This window comes from Klebsiella sp. WOUb02 (assembly GCF_050058015.1).
GTDB lineage: Bacteria > Pseudomonadota > Gammaproteobacteria > Enterobacterales > Enterobacteriaceae > Klebsiella.
On sequence record NZ_CP170105.1, the window covers coordinates 18,046 to 34,497 of the forward strand.

Consider the following 16,452-nt stretch of genomic DNA (forward strand, 5'->3'; position numbering starts at 1 on the left):
CAGCTACAATAGCACACTATATTATACGGCAAAGCCGTAAAACCCAACGTTAAACGAAGAAGCTGTATATGGCACAACGAGTACAACTCACCGCAACGGTGTCCGAAAATCAACTCGGGCAACGCTTAGATCAGGCTTTGGCCGAAATGTTCCCGGATTATTCGCGTTCGCGCATAAAAGAATGGATCCTTGACCAGCGAGTGCTGGTAAACGGCGCTGTCAGCGACAAGCCGAAAGACAAAGTTTTAGGGGGAGAAAGCGTCTCTATCGATGTTGAAATCGAAGAAGATGTGCGCTTCGAACCGCAGGATATTCCGCTCAATATCGTCTACGAGGATGACGACATCCTCGTGATCAATAAACCGCGTGGCCTGGTCGTTCATCCGGGAGCCGGCAATCCTGACGGTACTGTGCTGAATGCGCTGCTGCACTACTATCCGGCGATTGCCGACGTTCCGCGTGCGGGCATTGTCCACCGTCTGGATAAGGACACCACCGGCCTGATGGTTGTGGCGAAAACTATCCCGGCGCAAACGCGTCTGGTGGAGTCGCTGCAGCTGCGCGAAATCACCCGTGAATATGAAGCGGTAGCGATTGGCCACATGACCTCTGGCGGTACGGTAGAAGAGCCGATTAGTCGTCACCCGACCAAGCGTACGCATATGGCGGTGCATCCGATGGGTAAACCGGCGGTTACGCATTACCGCATTATGGAGCATTTCCGTATTCATACACGCCTGCGTCTGCGTCTGGAAACCGGTCGTACGCACCAGATCCGCGTACACATGGCGCATATCACCCATCCGCTGGTCGGCGATCAGGTGTACGGCGGCCGTCCGCGCCCGCCGAAAGGGGCGTCAGAGGAGTTCATTACCGCGCTGCGTCAGTTCGATCGCCAGGCTTTGCACGCCACCATGCTGCGTCTGTATCACCCGGTCAGCGGTATTGAGATGGAATGGCATGCGCCGATCCCTCAGGATATGGTTGAGCTGATTGATGCCATGCGCGCCGATTATGAAGAGCATAAGGACCGAATTGACTGGCTATGACTAAACTGATTGTACCGCAGTGGCCAATGCCGGAAAGCGTGGCGGCCTGTAGCTCCACGCGCGTTGGCGGCGTCAGCCTGCCTCCGTATAGCTCGCTCAATCTGGGCGCCCATTGCGGAGACAATCTGCCCGATGTTGAAGAAAACCGTCGGCGGATGTTTGCCGCCGGCGGGCTCCCGGCGTATCCGGTGTGGCTCGAACAGGTTCACGGTACGGCGGTGCTGAAACTCGACGGCGGGCCGTATGCCTCAAAACGTGCGGATGCGTCATACTGTAATACGCCGGGCACCGTTTGCGCCGTGATGACGACTGACTGCCTGCCGGTGCTTTTTTGCAACCGTGCGGGCACCGAAGTGGCGGCGGCCCACGCTGGCTGGCGCGGATTATGCGACGGCGTGCTGGAGGAAACGGTCGCCTGCTTCGCTGATAAGCCGGAGAATATTCTGGCGTGGCTCGGTCCGGCTATCGGTCCCGAGGCTTTTGAAGTCGGCGCGGAAGTTCGCGAAGCCTTTATGCTCAAAGACCAGAAGGCCGACAGCGCTTTTCGTCCGGTCGGTGAGAAGTACTTTGCCGATATCTACCAGCTGGCTCGCCAGCGCCTGGCCAACGTCGGCGTGGAGCAAGTCTTCGGCGGCGATCGCTGTACGCTAAGTGAAAAGGACGATTTTTTCTCTTATCGTCGCGATAAGACGACGGGTCGTATGGCTAGTTTTATCTGGCTGATATAACCTGGTGTATCAAGACGGTCCGGAAGGCAGACTTATTTTTCGCATAGTCCAGGTCTTTAACCTTGAATAATTGAGGGATGACCTCATTTAATCTCCAGTAGCAAATTTGACCTGTTATGGGAGGAGTTATGCGTCTGGACCGTCTTACCAATAAATTCCAGCTTGCTCTTGCCGATGCCCAGTCGCTCGCGCTAGGGCACGACAACCAATTTATCGAACCTCTTCATCTAATGAGCGCCTTGCTAAATCAGGAAGGGGGATCGGTACGTCCGTTATTAACTTCTGCGGGCATTAACGCTGGCGAGTTAAGCACCAGTATTACTCAGGCCTTGAGCCGTTTACCGCAGGTGGAAGGCACCGGCGGCGACGTGCAGCCGTCCCAGGATTTGGTGCGTATTCTGAACCTTTGCGACAAGCTGGCGCAAAAGCGGAAGGACAACTTTATTTCGTCGGAACTGTTCGTTCTGGCGGCGCTTGAATCACGCGGTACGCTAACCGATCTTTTGAAATCCGCCGGTGCAACAACCGCCAATGTGACTCAGGCGATTGAACAAATGCGTGGAGGTGAAAGCGTGAACGATCAGGGTGCCGAAGACCAACGTCAGGCCTTGAAAAAATTTACCGTCGATCTGACCGAGCGTGCTGAACAGGGCAAGCTGGATCCGGTCATTGGTCGTGATGAAGAGATTCGCCGTACTATTCAGGTACTGCAGCGGCGGACTAAAAATAACCCGGTGCTTATCGGTGAGCCTGGCGTCGGTAAAACGGCCATTGTTGAAGGTCTGGCGCAGCGCATCGTCAACGGTGAAGTGCCGGAAGGGCTGAAAGGCCGCCGGGTACTGGCGCTGGATATGGGCGCGCTGGTGGCGGGAGCCAAGTATCGCGGCGAGTTTGAAGAGCGTCTGAAAGGCGTGCTGAACGATCTCTCGAAGCAGGAAGGCAACGTCATTCTGTTTATCGATGAGCTGCACACTATGGTCGGGGCGGGGAAAGCGGACGGCGCGATGGATGCAGGCAATATGCTGAAGCCCGCGCTGGCGCGCGGTGAACTGCACTGCGTCGGCGCGACCACTCTTGATGAGTATCGGCAATATATTGAAAAAGATGCAGCCCTGGAGCGGCGTTTTCAGAAAGTCTTCGTGGCCGAACCTTCGGTGGAAGACACCATTGCGATTCTGCGCGGCTTAAAAGAGCGCTATGAGCTGCATCACCATGTGCAGATCACCGATCCGGCAATCGTCGCAGCCGCAACCCTGTCGCATCGCTACATTGCCGACCGACAGCTGCCGGACAAAGCGATTGACCTGATTGATGAAGCCGCTTCCAGTATCCGTATGCAGATTGACTCGAAGCCGGAAGAGCTCGACCGACTCGACAGACGTATTATTCAGCTCAAGCTGGAGCAGCAGGCGCTGAAAAAAGAAGCCGACGAGGCAAGCCTGAAACGTCTGGATATGCTGAATGAAGAGCTGGCGGATAAAGAGCGTCAGTATTCCGTATTAGAAGAAGAGTGGAAGGCGGAAAAAGCGTCGCTCTCCGGAACCCAGACGATTAAAGCCGAGCTGGAGCAGGCAAAAATCGCCATCGAGCAGGCGCGTCGCGTTGGCGACCTGGCGCGGATGTCTGAGCTGCAGTACGGCAAAATCCCGGAGCTGGAAAAACAGCTGGCAGCGGCCACGCAGTCTGAAGGTAAAACGATGCGTCTGTTGCGTAATAAAGTGACGGATGCGGAAATTGCGGAAGTGCTGGCGCGCTGGACCGGTATTCCGGTCGCGCGGATGCTGGAAGGCGAACGTGAAAAACTGCTGCGCATGGAGCAGGAGCTGCATAGTCGGGTGATTGGTCAGAATGAGGCGGTGGAAGCGGTATCGAACGCCATTCGCCGTAGCCGCGCCGGCTTGTCCGACCCTAATCGTCCTATCGGCTCGTTCCTGTTCCTTGGGCCGACCGGCGTCGGTAAAACCGAGCTGTGTAAAGCGCTGGCGAACTTTATGTTCGATAGCGATGATGCCATGGTGCGTATCGATATGTCCGAATTTATGGAAAAACACTCGGTCTCGCGGCTGGTGGGGGCGCCTCCGGGATACGTCGGTTACGAAGAAGGTGGCTATCTGACGGAGGCCGTGCGTCGTCGTCCTTATTCGGTAATCTTGTTGGATGAGGTCGAAAAAGCGCATCCTGATGTGTTCAACATTCTGCTGCAGGTACTGGATGACGGGCGTTTGACGGACGGGCAGGGGAGAACGGTCGATTTCCGTAATACGGTTGTCATTATGACCTCCAACCTCGGCTCCGATCTGATTCAGGAACGCTTTGGTGAGCTGGATTATAGTCATATGAAAGATCTGATTATGGGCGTTGTTAGCCAAAGATTCCGGCCGGAATTCATTAACCGTATAGATGAGGTCGTGGTATTCCACCCGCTGGGTGAAAAACATATTGCCTCTATTGCTCAGATTCAGCTCCAGCGTCTGTACAGGCGTCTGGAAGAGCGTGGCTATGAAGTGCGTATGTCCGATGAGGCGCTGAAGCTGCTCAGTGCGAACGGTTACGATCCGGTATACGGTGCGCGGCCGTTAAAACGAGCCATTCAGCAGCAGATCGAAAACCCGCTGGCGCAGCAAATCCTTTCCGGGGAACTGATTCCCGGTAAAGAGGTGCAGCTGGTGGTGAAAGATGACCGGATAGTAGCAGTGCAGTAAATCACAAAACGACAAAAACGGGCCCGATGGGCTCGTTTTTGTTTAAAAACCAGGCAAGAATTAAAGCCTGAACGTGGTTTTGTGTGAAAAGTAACCGATCGAATTGTTTTTTTGAATTTATACTTGTCACCTCAGAATTACCGCCTATAATGCGCCTCCACTGACACGGAACAACGGCCAACATGCCGCTGGGTCAGCAGGCTTCAGCGCTGAATACCAGCCGCGAAAGCCGACGGAGAAAAGCACAATAAACGCTTGACTCTGAATGAGGAAAACGTAATATACGGGACCTCGCGACAGAGCGCTAAAGCGCGTCGCATCTGCTCTTTAACAATTTATCAGACAATCTGTGTGGGCACTCAAAGTGACATGGATTCTTAACGTCTTCGGACGAAAAATGAATACCAAGTCTCTGAGTGAACATACGTAATTCATTACGAAGTTTAATTCACGAGCATCAAACTTAAATTGAAGAGTTTGATCATGGCTCAGATTGAACGCTGGCGGCAGGCCTAACACATGCAAGTCGAACGGTAGCACAGAGAGCTTGCTCTCGGGTGACGAGTGGCGGACGGGTGAGTAATGTCTGGGAAACTGCCTGATGGAGGGGGGTAACTACTGGAAACGGTAGCTAATACCGCATAACGTCGCAAGACCAAAGTGGGGGACCTTCGGGCCTCATGCCATCAGATGTGCCCAGATGGGATTAGCTTGTAGGTGAGGTAACGGCTCACCTAGGCGACGATCCCTAGCTGGTCTGAGAGGATGACCAGCCACACTGGAACTGAGACACGGTCCAGACTCCTACGGGAGGCAGCAGTGGGGAATATTGCACAATGGGCGCAAGCCTGATGCAGCCATGCCGCGTGTATGAAGAAGGCCTTCGGGTTGTAAAGTACTTTCAGCGAGGAGGAAGGTGTTGAGGTTAATAACCTCAGCAATTGACGTTACTCGCAGAAGAAGCACCGGCTAACTCCGTGCCAGCAGCCGCGGTAATACGGAGGGTGCAAGCGTTAATCGGAATTACTGGGCGTAAAGCGCACGCAGGCGGTCTGTTAAGTCAGATGTGAAATCCCCGGGCTCAACCTGGGAACTGCATTTGAAACTGGCAGGCTTGAGTCTTGTAGAGGGGGGTAGAATTCCAGGTGTAGCGGTGAAATGCGTAGAGATCTGGAGGAATACCGGTGGCGAAGGCGGCCCCCTGGACAAAGACTGACGCTCAGGTGCGAAAGCGTGGGGAGCAAACAGGATTAGATACCCTGGTAGTCCACGCAGTAAACGATGTCGACTTGGAGGTTGTTCCCTTGAGGAGTGGCTTCCGGAGCTAACGCGTTAAGTCGACCGCCTGGGGAGTACGGCCGCAAGGTTAAAACTCAAATGAATTGACGGGGGCCCGCACAAGCGGTGGAGCATGTGGTTTAATTCGATGCAACGCGAAGAACCTTACCTGGTCTTGACATCCACGGAATTCAGCAGAGATGCTTTAGTGCCTTCGGGAACCGTGAGACAGGTGCTGCATGGCTGTCGTCAGCTCGTGTTGTGAAATGTTGGGTTAAGTCCCGCAACGAGCGCAACCCTTATCCTTTGTTGCCAGCGGTCCGGCCGGGAACTCAAAGGAGACTGCCAGTGATAAACTGGAGGAAGGTGGGGATGACGTCAAGTCATCATGGCCCTTACGACCAGGGCTACACACGTGCTACAATGGCATATACAAAGAGAAGCGACCTCGCGAGAGTAAGCGGACCTCATAAAGTATGTCGTAGTCCGGATCGGAGTCTGCAACTCGACTCCGTGAAGTCGGAATCGCTAGTAATCGTGGATCAGAATGCCACGGTGAATACGTTCCCGGGCCTTGTACACACCGCCCGTCACACCATGGGAGTGGGTTGCAAAAGAAGTAGGTAGCTTAACCTTCGGGAGGGCGCTTACCACTTTGTGATTCATGACTGGGGTGAAGTCGTAACAAGGTAACCGTAGGGGAACCTGCGGTTGGATCACCTCCTTACCTGAAAGAACCTGCCTTTGTAGTGCTCACACAGATTGTCTGATGAAAAGTAAATAGCAAGGCGTCTTGCGATTGAGACTTCAGTGTCCCCTTCGTCTAGAGGCCCAGGACACCGCCCTTTCACGGCGGTAACAGGGGTTCGAATCCCCTAGGGGACGCCACTTGCTGGTTCGTGAGTGAAAGTCACCGACCTCAGTATCTCAAAACTAACTCAGTGAGTTATGTTTGAGATATTTGCTCTTTAAAAATCTGGATCAAGCTGAAAATTGAAACGACACACTGTTTCCTTTCTCCGTAATAAGAAAGGAAAAATGGTGTGTTCGAGTCTCTCAAATTTTCGCAACGCGGACTGTTTTACGAAACAGCTTCGGGTTGTGAGGTTAAGCGACTAAGCGTACACGGTGGATGCCCTGGCAGTCAGAGGCGATGAAGGACGTGCTAATCTGCGATAAGCGTCGGTAAGGTGATATGAACCGTTATAACCGGCGATTTCCGAATGGGGAAACCCAGTGTGTTTCGACACACTATCGTTAAGTGAATACATAGCTTAACGAAGCGAACCGGGGGAACTGAAACATCTAAGTACCCCGAGGAAAAGAAATCAACCGAGATTCCCCCAGTAGCGGCGAGCGAACGGGGAGCAGCCCAGAACCTGAATCAGTTTGTGTGTTAGTGGAAGCGTCTGGAAAGTCGCAGGGTACAGGGTGATACTCCCGTACACTAAAATGCACATTCTGTGAGTTCGAAGAGTAGGGCGGGACACGTGGTATCCTGTCTGAATATGGGGGGACCATCCTCCAAGGCTAAATACTCCTGACTGACCGATAGTGAACCAGTACCGTGAGGGAAAGGCGAAAAGAACCCCGGCGAGGGGAGTGAAAAAGAACCTGAAACCGTGTACGTACAAGCAGTGGGAGCACCCTTCGGGGTGTGACTGCGTACCTTTTGTATAATGGGTCAGCGACTTATATTCTGTAGCAAGGTTAACCGTATAGGGGAGCCGCAGGGAAACCGAGTCTTAACTGGGCGTTAAGTTGCAGGGTATAGACCCGAAACCCGGTGATCTAGCCATGGGCAGGTTGAAGGTTGGGTAACACTAACTGGAGGACCGAACCGACTAATGTTGAAAAATTAGCGGATGACTTGTGGCTGGGGGTGAAAGGCCAATCAAACCGGGAGATAGCTGGTTCTCCCCGAAAGCTATTTAGGTAGCGCCTCGTGAACTCATCTTCGGGGGTAGAGCACTGTTTCGGCTAGGGGGTCATCCCGACTTACCAACCCGATGCAAACTACGAATACCGAAGAATGTTATCACGGGAGACACACGGCGGGTGCTAACGTCCGTCGTGAAGAGGGAAACAACCCAGACCGCCAGCTAAGGTCCCAAAGTCATGGTTAAGTGGGAAACGATGTGGGAAGGCCCAGACAGCCAGGATGTTGGCTTAGAAGCAGCCATCATTTAAAGAAAGCGTAATAGCTCACTGGTCGAGTCGGCCTGCGCGGAAGATGTAACGGGGCTAAACCATGCACCGAAGCTGCGGCAGCGACGCTTATGCGTTGTTGGGTAGGGGAGCGTTCTGTAAGCCGTTGAAGGTGGCCTGTGAGGGTTGCTGGAGGTATCAGAAGTGCGAATGCTGACATAAGTAACGATAAAGCGGGTGAAAAGCCCGCTCGCCGGAAGACCAAGGGTTCCTGTCCAACGTTAATCGGGGCAGGGTGAGTCGACCCCTAAGGCGAGGCCGAAAGGCGTAGTCGATGGGAAACAGGTTAATATTCCTGTACTCGGTGTTACTGCGAAGGGGGGACGGAGAAGGCTATGTTAGCCGGGCGACGGTTGTCCCGGTTTAAGCATGTAGGCGGAGGTTCCAGGTAAATCCGGAACCTTTTTAACGCTGAGGTGTGATGACGAGGCACTACGGTGCTGAAGTAACAAATGCCCTGCTTCCAGGAAAAGCCTCTAAGCATCAGGTAACAACGAATCGTACCCCAAACCGACACAGGTGGTCAGGTAGAGAATACCAAGGCGCTTGAGAGAACTCGGGTGAAGGAACTAGGCAAAATGGTGCCGTAACTTCGGGAGAAGGCACGCTGATGGTAAGTGAAGCGACTTGCTCGTGGAGCTGAAGTCAGTCGAAGATACCAGCTGGCTGCAACTGTTTATTAAAAACACAGCACTGTGCAAACACGAAAGTGGACGTATACGGTGTGACGCCTGCCCGGTGCCGGAAGGTTAATTGATGGGGTTATCCTTAGGGAGAAGCTCTTGATCGAAGCCCCGGTAAACGGCGGCCGTAACTATAACGGTCCTAAGGTAGCGAAATTCCTTGTCGGGTAAGTTCCGACCTGCACGAATGGCGTAATGATGGCCAGGCTGTCTCCACCCGAGACTCAGTGAAATTGAACTCGCTGTGAAGATGCAGTGTACCCGCGGCAAGACGGAAAGACCCCGTGAACCTTTACTATAGCTTGACACTGAACACTGGTCCTTGATGTGTAGGATAGGTGGGAGGCTTTGAAGTGTGGACGCCAGTCTGCATGGAGCCATCCTTGAAATACCACCCTTTAATGGCTGGTGTTCTAACGTGGGCCCCTGATCGGGGTTGCGGACAGTGTCTGGTGGGTAGTTTGACTGGGGCGGTCTCCTCCCAAAGAGTAACGGAGGAGCACGAAGGTTAGCTAATCCTGGTCGGACATCAGGAGGTTAGTGCAATGGCATAAGCTAGCTTGACTGCGAGCGTGACGGCGCGAGCAGGTGCGAAAGCAGGTCATAGTGATCCGGTGGTTCTGAATGGAAGGGCCATCGCTCAACGGATAAAAGGTACTCCGGGGATAACAGGCTGATACCGCCCAAGAGTTCATATCGACGGCGGTGTTTGGCACCTCGATGTCGGCTCATCACATCCTGGGGCTGAAGTAGGTCCCAAGGGTACGGCTGTTCGCCGTTTAAAGTGGTACGCGAGCTGGGTTTAGAACGTCGTGAGACAGTTCGGTCCCTATCTGCCGTGGGCGCTGGAGAATTGAGGGGGGCTGCTCCTAGTACGAGAGGACCGGAGTGGACGCATCACTGGTGTTCGGGTTGTCATGCCAATGGCATTGCCCGGTAGCTAAATGCGGAAAAGATAAGTGCTGAAAGCATCTAAGCACGAAACTTGCCCCGAGATGAGTTCTCCCTGACTCCCTGAGAGTCCTGAAGGAACGTTGAAGACGACGACGTTGATAGGTCGGGTGTGTAAGCGTAGCGATACGTTGAGCTAACCGATACTAATGAACCGTGAGGCTTAACCTTACAACGCCGAAGCTGTTTTGGCGTGAGACGAATAATCAGCTTGATACAGATTAGCTGACAGGCCTTGTGGCGTGTTGGTAAACAGAATTTGCCTGGCGGCAGTAGCGCGGTGGTCCCACCTGACCCCATGCCGAACTCAGAAGTGAAACGCCGTAGCGCCGATGGTAGTGTGGGGTCTCCCCATGTGAGAGTAGGGAACTGCCAGGCATCAAATTAGCAGTATGGCACTGACCTTTGAGGCAGTTCACTACTCGACAGAGAGTAGGACAAAAGCGAATGCTTTTGAACGTTGCGAAGCAACGGCCCGAAGGGTGAATCACAAAGTGATTCATAAACTGCCAGGCATCAAATAAAACGAAAGGCTCAGTCGAAAGACTGAGCCTTTCGTTTTATTTGTTGTTTGTCGGTAAGCGCTCTCCTGAGGAGGACAAATTCGTCGGGAACGAATTTGCACAGCACGGAGTGCTGCCCGGAGGGTGGCGGGCAGGAAGCCCGACATACAACTGCCGGGCATCAGACAAACAGAAAAACCTCATGCGCAGGCATGGGGTTTTTTTGTTGTCTGCGGTTCAGGAAAAACGGCCGGACACCGCCCGGAGCGGCCGCCGCCCTCCGAGATCATGGCTCTATTCCACCGGCAGCTGCAACATAAAAGCCTACCGTCGCCGCCTCATCACCATATTTCACTCTATCCCCACTCCTGCTTTCGCGTTCATTCCGAATAGCCGCATGACGAAAATAAATGTGAGTTAAGTCACATATAAAAATATAACAATTATATAACATTTGTTTTACTAATTGATTTGTCTAAGTGACGTGGTACACCCGACGAGACAGATTGCAGTCTTTGCTGGAGCAGAATGACAATGGTAGAAAGTAGTATTAACGAACGGGGCTCGCTGAAGCACGCCGATACCCGCCGTCGCATATGGGCAATTGTTGGAGCATCTTCGGGAAATTTGGTCGAATGGTTTGATTTTTATGTCTACTCATTCTGCTCCCTCTATTTTGCGCATATCTTCTTCCCCTCAGGAAACACCACTACCCAGCTACTACAAACCGCAGGCGTGTTTGCCGCCGGCTTTCTGATGCGGCCAATTGGCGGATGGCTATTTGGCCGTATTGCCGATCGCCGCGGCCGCAAAACTTCGATGCTTATCTCGGTGTGCATGATGTGCATGGGGTCGTTGGTCATTGCCTGTCTGCCGGGCTACGCGACGATCGGCACATGGGCCCCTGTACTCCTGCTACTGGCCCGCCTCTTCCAGGGCATCTCGGTCGGCGGTGAATACGGAACCAGCGCAACCTATATGAGTGAAGTTGCCGTTGAGGGGAAGAAAGGTTTCTACGCATCCTTCCAGTACGTAACCCTAATCGGCGGGCAGCTGCTGGCGGTGCTGGTCGTCGTGGCGCTGCAGCAGGTTCTCAGCGATGAACAGCTGCACGCCTGGGGATGGCGTATTCCTTTTGCGCTGGGAGCGGTACTGGCGGTCGTGGCGCTATGGCTTCGGCGCCAGCTGGATGAAACTTCGCAGCAGGAGACCCGAGCGCTAAAAGAAGCGGGGTCCTTTAAAGGATTATGGCGTAATCGCCGGGCGTTCATGATGGTGCTGGGCTTTACCGCCGCCGGCTCGCTAAGCTTTTATACCTTTACGACCTATATGCAGAAATACCTCGTCAATACGGCAGGGATGAGCGCCAGCACGGCCAGCATGATTATGACCGCCGCTCTGTTTTTCTATATGCTGGCTCAGCCGCTATTTGGCGCATTATCGGACAGGATTGGCCGGCGAACCTCAATGATCTGTTTTGGCGCGCTCGTGACCCTCTTTACCGTACCGATTCTGAGCGCACTGCAAAGTGTGAGTTCGCCATATGCCGCGTTCGCCCTGGTTATGTGCGCCTTGCTGATCGTGAGTTTTTACACCTCGATCAGCGGTATTTTGAAGGCTGAGATGTTCCCGGCTCAGGTACGCGCGCTAGGCGTTGGTTTATCCTATGCGGTCGCCAATGCGCTGTTCGGCGGCTCGGCTGAATACGTCGCGTTGTTGTTAAAATCAGTCGGAGCAGAGCACGCGTTTTACTGGTATGTCACCTTCCTGGGCGCGTTGGCTTTCTTCGTTTCGCTGATGCTGCACCGTAAAGGCAAGGGATTACGTCTGTAGATATTACTGATGTGCCAGCTGCCACACCGCATAGCCGGTAGTGGCGCCGGCCACGTCCCAGGCAAAATCTTTCCAGCTCCAGCCGCTCCCCGCCGGGCTGCTATCCCACAGCTCCTTCGACGCGCCCAGGCTGACCGAAAACATAAAGCCGATGGCGGCGCTGCGATCGCGGCTGTAACCCTGATGCTGAGCATACTCATTACCCGCTGCAGAGAGCATGGCGGAGGCGAGAAAGTGCTGGGCCTTATCCTGACCACGCCATGAATCATTGGCCATATGGCTACAGCCGGTCAGCAGCAGAGGAGCGATGATGATAACTGTACGCATAACGATCCCATAAAAAAGCCCCGGCGAAGCGGGGCTGCAATTCAGAGAATACGGCTGATAAGCCGGTCGATACGGATGCGCCTTAAACGGCGAATCAGCTTACGCACTTTTACCGGATAATCGGCGATGCTTTGCAGGTCGCGATAGTGTTTCACCACCGTCGTATGCTGGCGAATCAGGTGCAGCTCTTTTTCACGCATCACGCTAAGCTGGTGCTGCGGGTCGTGAATAAGAATGGCATTTTCCAGATCCAGGCGCCAGGCGCGCGGATTAAGATTATTGCCGGTCAGCAGCATCCATTCGTCATCAACCCACATGCCTTTCAGATGATAGCTGTTATCGTCATCTTTCCACAAACGGACAATCAGCTGATCGGTGTTGACGTAGTACTGCAGCCGGCTCAGGAAACGGCGGAGGTTGATTTCATACAGATAGGGGAGTGCGCCGATAATCTTAAACGGCTGATCTTCCGGAATATAGAAGTCGTTCGCCGTCTTATCGCCGACGATGATCTCTACCGTCTTCCCGCTGCGCAGTAGCTGGATGATATTGCGCACCAGCAGGGCCGGAAGGTTAAAGTACGGCGTGCAGATAGTCAGCTTCCGCTCAGCGCAGGGCATCAGATGGAAGATGGTTTTGTTGAGCAGGCTTGATTTACCGAGGCCGACCAGTGGCGTCACCGACAGCCGATCGTCGTCAGCATCGCCGACATAACGATAGCCGCTGTCCCGCAGTTCCTGGCGGTACTGACGGATATCATTTTTAATTTCCGGACTTTTTGGGCGATCGGGTCTGTCGAGGCGGTTCACGCCGCGGCCCTCGACCAGATTATGCTCAACCCAATCGAACATCACGTCGGCCATTTTGCCGTTGCGAATGCACTGGTAGCGGTCGTAGCGATATTTGTCATGCTGATGAAGGTAAACATCATTCAGGCTGGCGCCGCTGTAAAGCACGCAGTCATCCACGATGAAACCTTTAAAATGCAGTACGCCGAGCGCCTCGCGGGTATTCACCGGCACGCCGTAAACTGGAATGTCAACGCCGGGATTTTCCTGCGCCATGCGGCAGTACCAGTCGGCGTTGGTGTTGGCCGCCGCGGCGCCAATGCGCCCGCGTTGGGCTCGGTGCCAGTCAACCAGGATGCGAACATCTAATTCTGGACGCTGGCGTTTGGCGTCATAGAGTGCCTGCAGAATTCCTTTGCCGCCATCATCTTGCTCAAGATAGAGCGCAATAATGCAAATACGCTGGGTGGCGTGAGCTATCTTTGCCAGTAACGCTTGCCGAAAATCTGCGGGAGCGTAAAAGAACTCGATATCATCAACTGACTGAGAAAGCTTAGGGAGTTGGGCAAGGTGTTGTTGATGTTTATTGCGCTTAAATTTTGACAACATCACAGTGCGTTTCTTCTCTGTTTATTGAAGGGTCTTCTGTACCATGCAGATGACGTAAGCGGGCAATAATAACATTACTACCCGCGAATGTGCTCAACAATTGCGGCCGCCAGTTTATGATTGTTGCGCCGGGAATTGCAGGGACAGACTGACAATCCCGTCTTCCAGCTGAATATCCACCTTAAACCCCAGCTTCCTGGCAAGGCCGATCATGCCCCGGTTATTGGGCATCGTGATTCCGTTCAACCGCTGCAGGCCGTGGTTTTGCGTATAGGTAATCAGCTTCTCCAACAGCCGGCGCCCCAAACCTAAACCCTTCAAATCAGAGCGTACCAGGACGGCGAATTCCGCATCAATATTATCGGGATCGGAAATCGCGCGCGTGACGCCGAGGATTTCGTCTCCTTCCGCGGTCGCGCGTACGGCAACAAAGGCCATTTCTCGATCGTAGTCGATCTGCGTCATATTGGCTAAATCATCGTGGGTAAATTCATTGATCTCGCTGAAGTAGCGGTAATAGAGATCTTCTTTAGTTACCTGCGCAATAAAGGCCAGCAGTCTGCGGTTCATCCTCGGGCAGAATCGGGCGGAACAGGCAGCGTTCGCCATTTTTCAACACTACCCACTCCTCCTGCTGCTGGGGATAGGGGCGTATTGCCAGCCGGCTTTCGCTATCGCCGGTGAACGGGGCAAGGCCTAGCGTCACGTCGAGCGCGGTAAACTCGCTGCCGGACGCCAGCAGAGGGTGAATGTCCAGCCGCTGGATCTCCGGGCAGTCGACGATAAGGTTCGACACCTGAACCAGCAGCTCGGCTTAAGCCGGAGATGTCCAGCGGACGCAGGGCGCTGCGGCCACGGACCTTTTTGCTTTTGATCGCCTGGATCACCAGATAGCGGGCAAGGTTCATGTTGAGCGGCGGCAGGGCGACGGCGGCCTGATCCTCCGCGCGCCATTCGACGCCGCCTTCACCCAGCATAATCAGCGGGCCGAAAACCGGATCCTGTTCAACGACCACCCGCAGCTCCTGCGCTCCGGCGCGATTCGCCATGCTCTGTACCAGCAGGCCATGAATGCGCGCCCGCGGCCAGGCCATTTTGACCCGGTCAAAAATAGCATCCGCCGCCTGCTGTACTTCGGCGGCGGTACGCAGATAGAGCATCACGCCCTGTACTTCCGACTTGTGCGGGATATCCGGGGAGCGCAGCTTCAGCGCGACCGGGTAGCCAATTTGCTCGGCGATGTGCACCGCCTCGGCGCTGTCGGCGGCAATCCACGTCGGTAGAGTATGGATACCGTAGGCGTGCAGCACGGGGCTGACTTCATGGGTATCCAGGGTGGTTGCGCCTTCGGTTATGGCCTGCTGCAGCAGCGTATGGGCTTCTGCAGTATTAGCCGTGACCATATCCGAGAGCACCGGCGTCTCCCGCAGGCTGCTTCTGGTTACGCCGATATTCCACCATATGCATAAACGCGGTAATCGTGCCTTCCGGCGTTCGGTAGGTGGGCAGCCCCGCATCGCTAAACAGGCGTCGCGCCTCCTGAGAAGAGTATTCGCCGCACCAGTTCGTCAGCACCGTAACGTACTTGCCGCGCGGATGGTTTTTTAAGGCGTCAATCAGCGCCAGCGCGCTTTCGGTTCCCGGCGCGGCCGCGCTCGGCGAGTGAATGACCAGCAGGGCATCGTAATCCTGGCTATCCAGCAGCACGTTGAGCGCCTTGAGATAGTGCTCGCTGCTGGCATCGTCGCGCAGATCCAGCGGGTTAGCGATGTCGATACTTCCCGGCAGCGCCTGACGCAGCCTGTCGCCGGTCTCGTCGCTTAGCGACGCGAGTTTGCCATTGCGCAGCCAAAGTTCGTCCAGCGCCAGCGCTGCAGGAGCCGCGCCGTTGCTGATAATCATTAATTTCTCGCCGCGCAGCGGGCGCATATGGCTCAGCGTCTCAACGGCGGAGAAGAGTTCATGGGTATCCTGTACCCGCAGCAGACCCGCGCGCTGAATCGCGGCGTCCCAGGCCGGGTCCATCCCCGAGTTGACGTGCAGCAGCTTTTGCGCCGCCGGGCTGCGTCCGCTTTTAATCACCAGGATCGGCTTATTGCGCGATGCGCTCCGGGCCGCGGAAACAAAACGGCGGGCGTCGCTGAGGTGTTCGAGGTAGAGCAGAATGGCGCTGGTTTTGCTATCGTGGGCGAGGAAATCGAGCAGATCGTCAACGTCGATATCGAGGCTGTCGCCTAGCGCAATAAAGTATGAGAAGCCCATCTCGCGCTGCTGCGCCCAGTCAAGAATCGTATTCGACACCGCCGCGGACTGGGAGATGAACGCCAGCTTGCCCCGACGAATCGGCACCGGCGAAAAGCTGGCATTCAGCCCTTGCCAGGGAGCCAGCAGCCCGAGGCTATTGGGGCCCAGCAGGCGCATCTGATAGCGGGCGGCACGCTCAAGCAGCGCCGGGTACTGCTCTGGCGGCGAGGAGAGGATAATGCAGGTCTTGCAGCCCTTTTGCCCCAGCGCTTCAAGCAGCTCAAGGTTTCGCCGGGCGTTGGTGCAGAGTACGGCAAGATCGGGAGTAAACGGCAGGCTATCGATAGTCGGCCAGGCCAGCACGCCCTGAACGGCTTTCCACGCCGGAGTGACCGGCAGGACCGGGCCGTTGAAGCCCCCGGCCAGCAGGTTGCGCATCATCAGATAACCGGCTCGCTGCGGTTTCATTGATGCGCCAATGACGGCGATCGATTTTGGCCGCAATAATGCTTCCAGGCCTCGTTGGCTCATACCGGTCTCCTTTGATCC

At 54.7% G+C, this 16,452-nt stretch carries 6 protein-coding genes, 1 tRNA gene, 3 rRNA genes and 1 pseudogene; 8 read left to right on the forward strand and 3 right to left on the reverse strand.

Annotated elements, in window-relative coordinates; all coding sequences use genetic code 11:
• Positions 1-68: 68 nt before the first annotated feature.
• The 8 genes from rluD to ABOC21_RS00700 all read left to right on the forward strand — a co-directional run bounded on the left by rluD (position 69) and on the right by ABOC21_RS00700 (position 11,935).
• Positions 69-1,049, forward strand: a complete 981-nt coding sequence (gene rluD, locus ABOC21_RS00665; protein WP_426811941.1) for a 23S rRNA pseudouridine(1911/1915/1917) synthase RluD — start codon at positions 69-71, stop codon at positions 1,047-1,049.
• A complete protein-coding gene (gene yfiH / locus ABOC21_RS00670; RefSeq protein ID WP_426811942.1) occupies positions 1,046-1,777 on the forward strand; it encodes a purine nucleoside phosphorylase YfiH in 732 nt (243 codons plus the stop codon). Before rluD ends, yfiH begins: the two co-directional genes overlap by 4 nt.
• Before the next feature lie 128 nt (positions 1,778-1,905).
• Positions 1,906-4,479 (forward strand): ATP-dependent chaperone ClpB, encoded by a 2,574-nt coding sequence (clpB, locus tag ABOC21_RS00675; RefSeq protein WP_426811943.1) that lies wholly within the window; start codon positions 1,906-1,908, stop codon positions 4,477-4,479.
• 465 nt (positions 4,480-4,944) lie between these two features.
• Positions 4,945-6,484, forward strand: a 16S ribosomal RNA gene (locus ABOC21_RS00680).
• A gap of 85 nt (positions 6,485-6,569) precedes the next feature.
• A tRNA-Glu gene (locus ABOC21_RS00685) sits at positions 6,570-6,645 on the forward strand.
• A gap of 217 nt (positions 6,646-6,862) precedes the next feature.
• Positions 6,863-9,770, forward strand: a 23S ribosomal RNA gene (locus ABOC21_RS00690).
• A gap of 91 nt (positions 9,771-9,861) precedes the next feature.
• Positions 9,862-9,977: ribosomal RNA gene (gene rrf / locus ABOC21_RS00695) — 5S ribosomal RNA — on the forward strand.
• The 16S, 23S and 5S rRNA genes sit together here with 1 tRNA gene alongside, the layout of an rRNA operon.
• A 659-nt stretch (positions 9,978-10,636) precedes the next feature.
• On the forward strand, positions 10,637-11,935 hold the full coding sequence (locus tag ABOC21_RS00700) for an MFS transporter (RefSeq protein WP_426812007.1): 1,299 nt from the start codon (positions 10,637-10,639) through the stop codon (positions 11,933-11,935).
• A gap of 3 nt (positions 11,936-11,938) precedes the next feature.
• Here ABOC21_RS00700 and ABOC21_RS00705 read toward each other — a convergent pair whose 3' ends face one another.
• The 3 genes and pseudogenes from ABOC21_RS00705 to ABOC21_RS00715 form a co-directional block, all read right to left on the reverse strand.
• Positions 11,939-12,262: a YfiM family lipoprotein gene (locus ABOC21_RS00705; RefSeq protein WP_426811944.1), complete on the reverse strand. Its 324-nt coding sequence runs from the start codon at positions 12,260-12,262 to the stop codon at positions 11,939-11,941.
• Between the two features lie 41 nt (positions 12,263-12,303).
• A complete protein-coding gene (gene pssA / locus ABOC21_RS00710) occupies positions 12,304-13,659 on the reverse strand; it encodes a CDP-diacylglycerol--serine O-phosphatidyltransferase (RefSeq protein WP_426812008.1) in 1,356 nt (451 codons plus the stop codon).
• Positions 13,660-13,773: 114 nt separating this feature from the next.
• Positions 13,774-16,434 (reverse strand): annotated as a pseudogene (locus ABOC21_RS00715) (bifunctional acetate--CoA ligase family protein/GNAT family N-acetyltransferase).
• Between the last annotated feature and the right edge of the window lie 18 nt (positions 16,435-16,452).

What these genes read in the sequence shown, in the direction of transcription:
- rluD (WP_426811941.1), top strand. Translation starts at nt 69, where the DNA reads ATGGCACAACGAGTACAACTCACCGCAACGGTGTCCGAAAATCAACTC.
- yfiH (WP_426811942.1), top strand. Translation starts at nt 1,046, where the DNA reads ATGACTAAACTGATTGTACCGCAGTGGCCAATGCCGGAAAGCGTGGCG.
- clpB (WP_426811943.1), top strand. Translation starts at nt 1,906, where the DNA reads ATGCGTCTGGACCGTCTTACCAATAAATTCCAGCTTGCTCTTGCCGAT.
- ABOC21_RS00700 (WP_426812007.1), top strand. Translation starts at nt 10,637, where the DNA reads ATGGTAGAAAGTAGTATTAACGAACGGGGCTCGCTGAAGCACGCCGAT.
- ABOC21_RS00705 (WP_426811944.1), bottom strand. Translation starts at nt 12,262, where the DNA reads ATGCGTACAGTTATCATCATCGCTCCTCTGCTGCTGACCGGCTGTAGC.
- pssA (WP_426812008.1), bottom strand. Translation starts at nt 13,659, where the DNA reads ATGTTGTCAAAATTTAAGCGCAATAAACATCAACAACACCTTGCCCAA.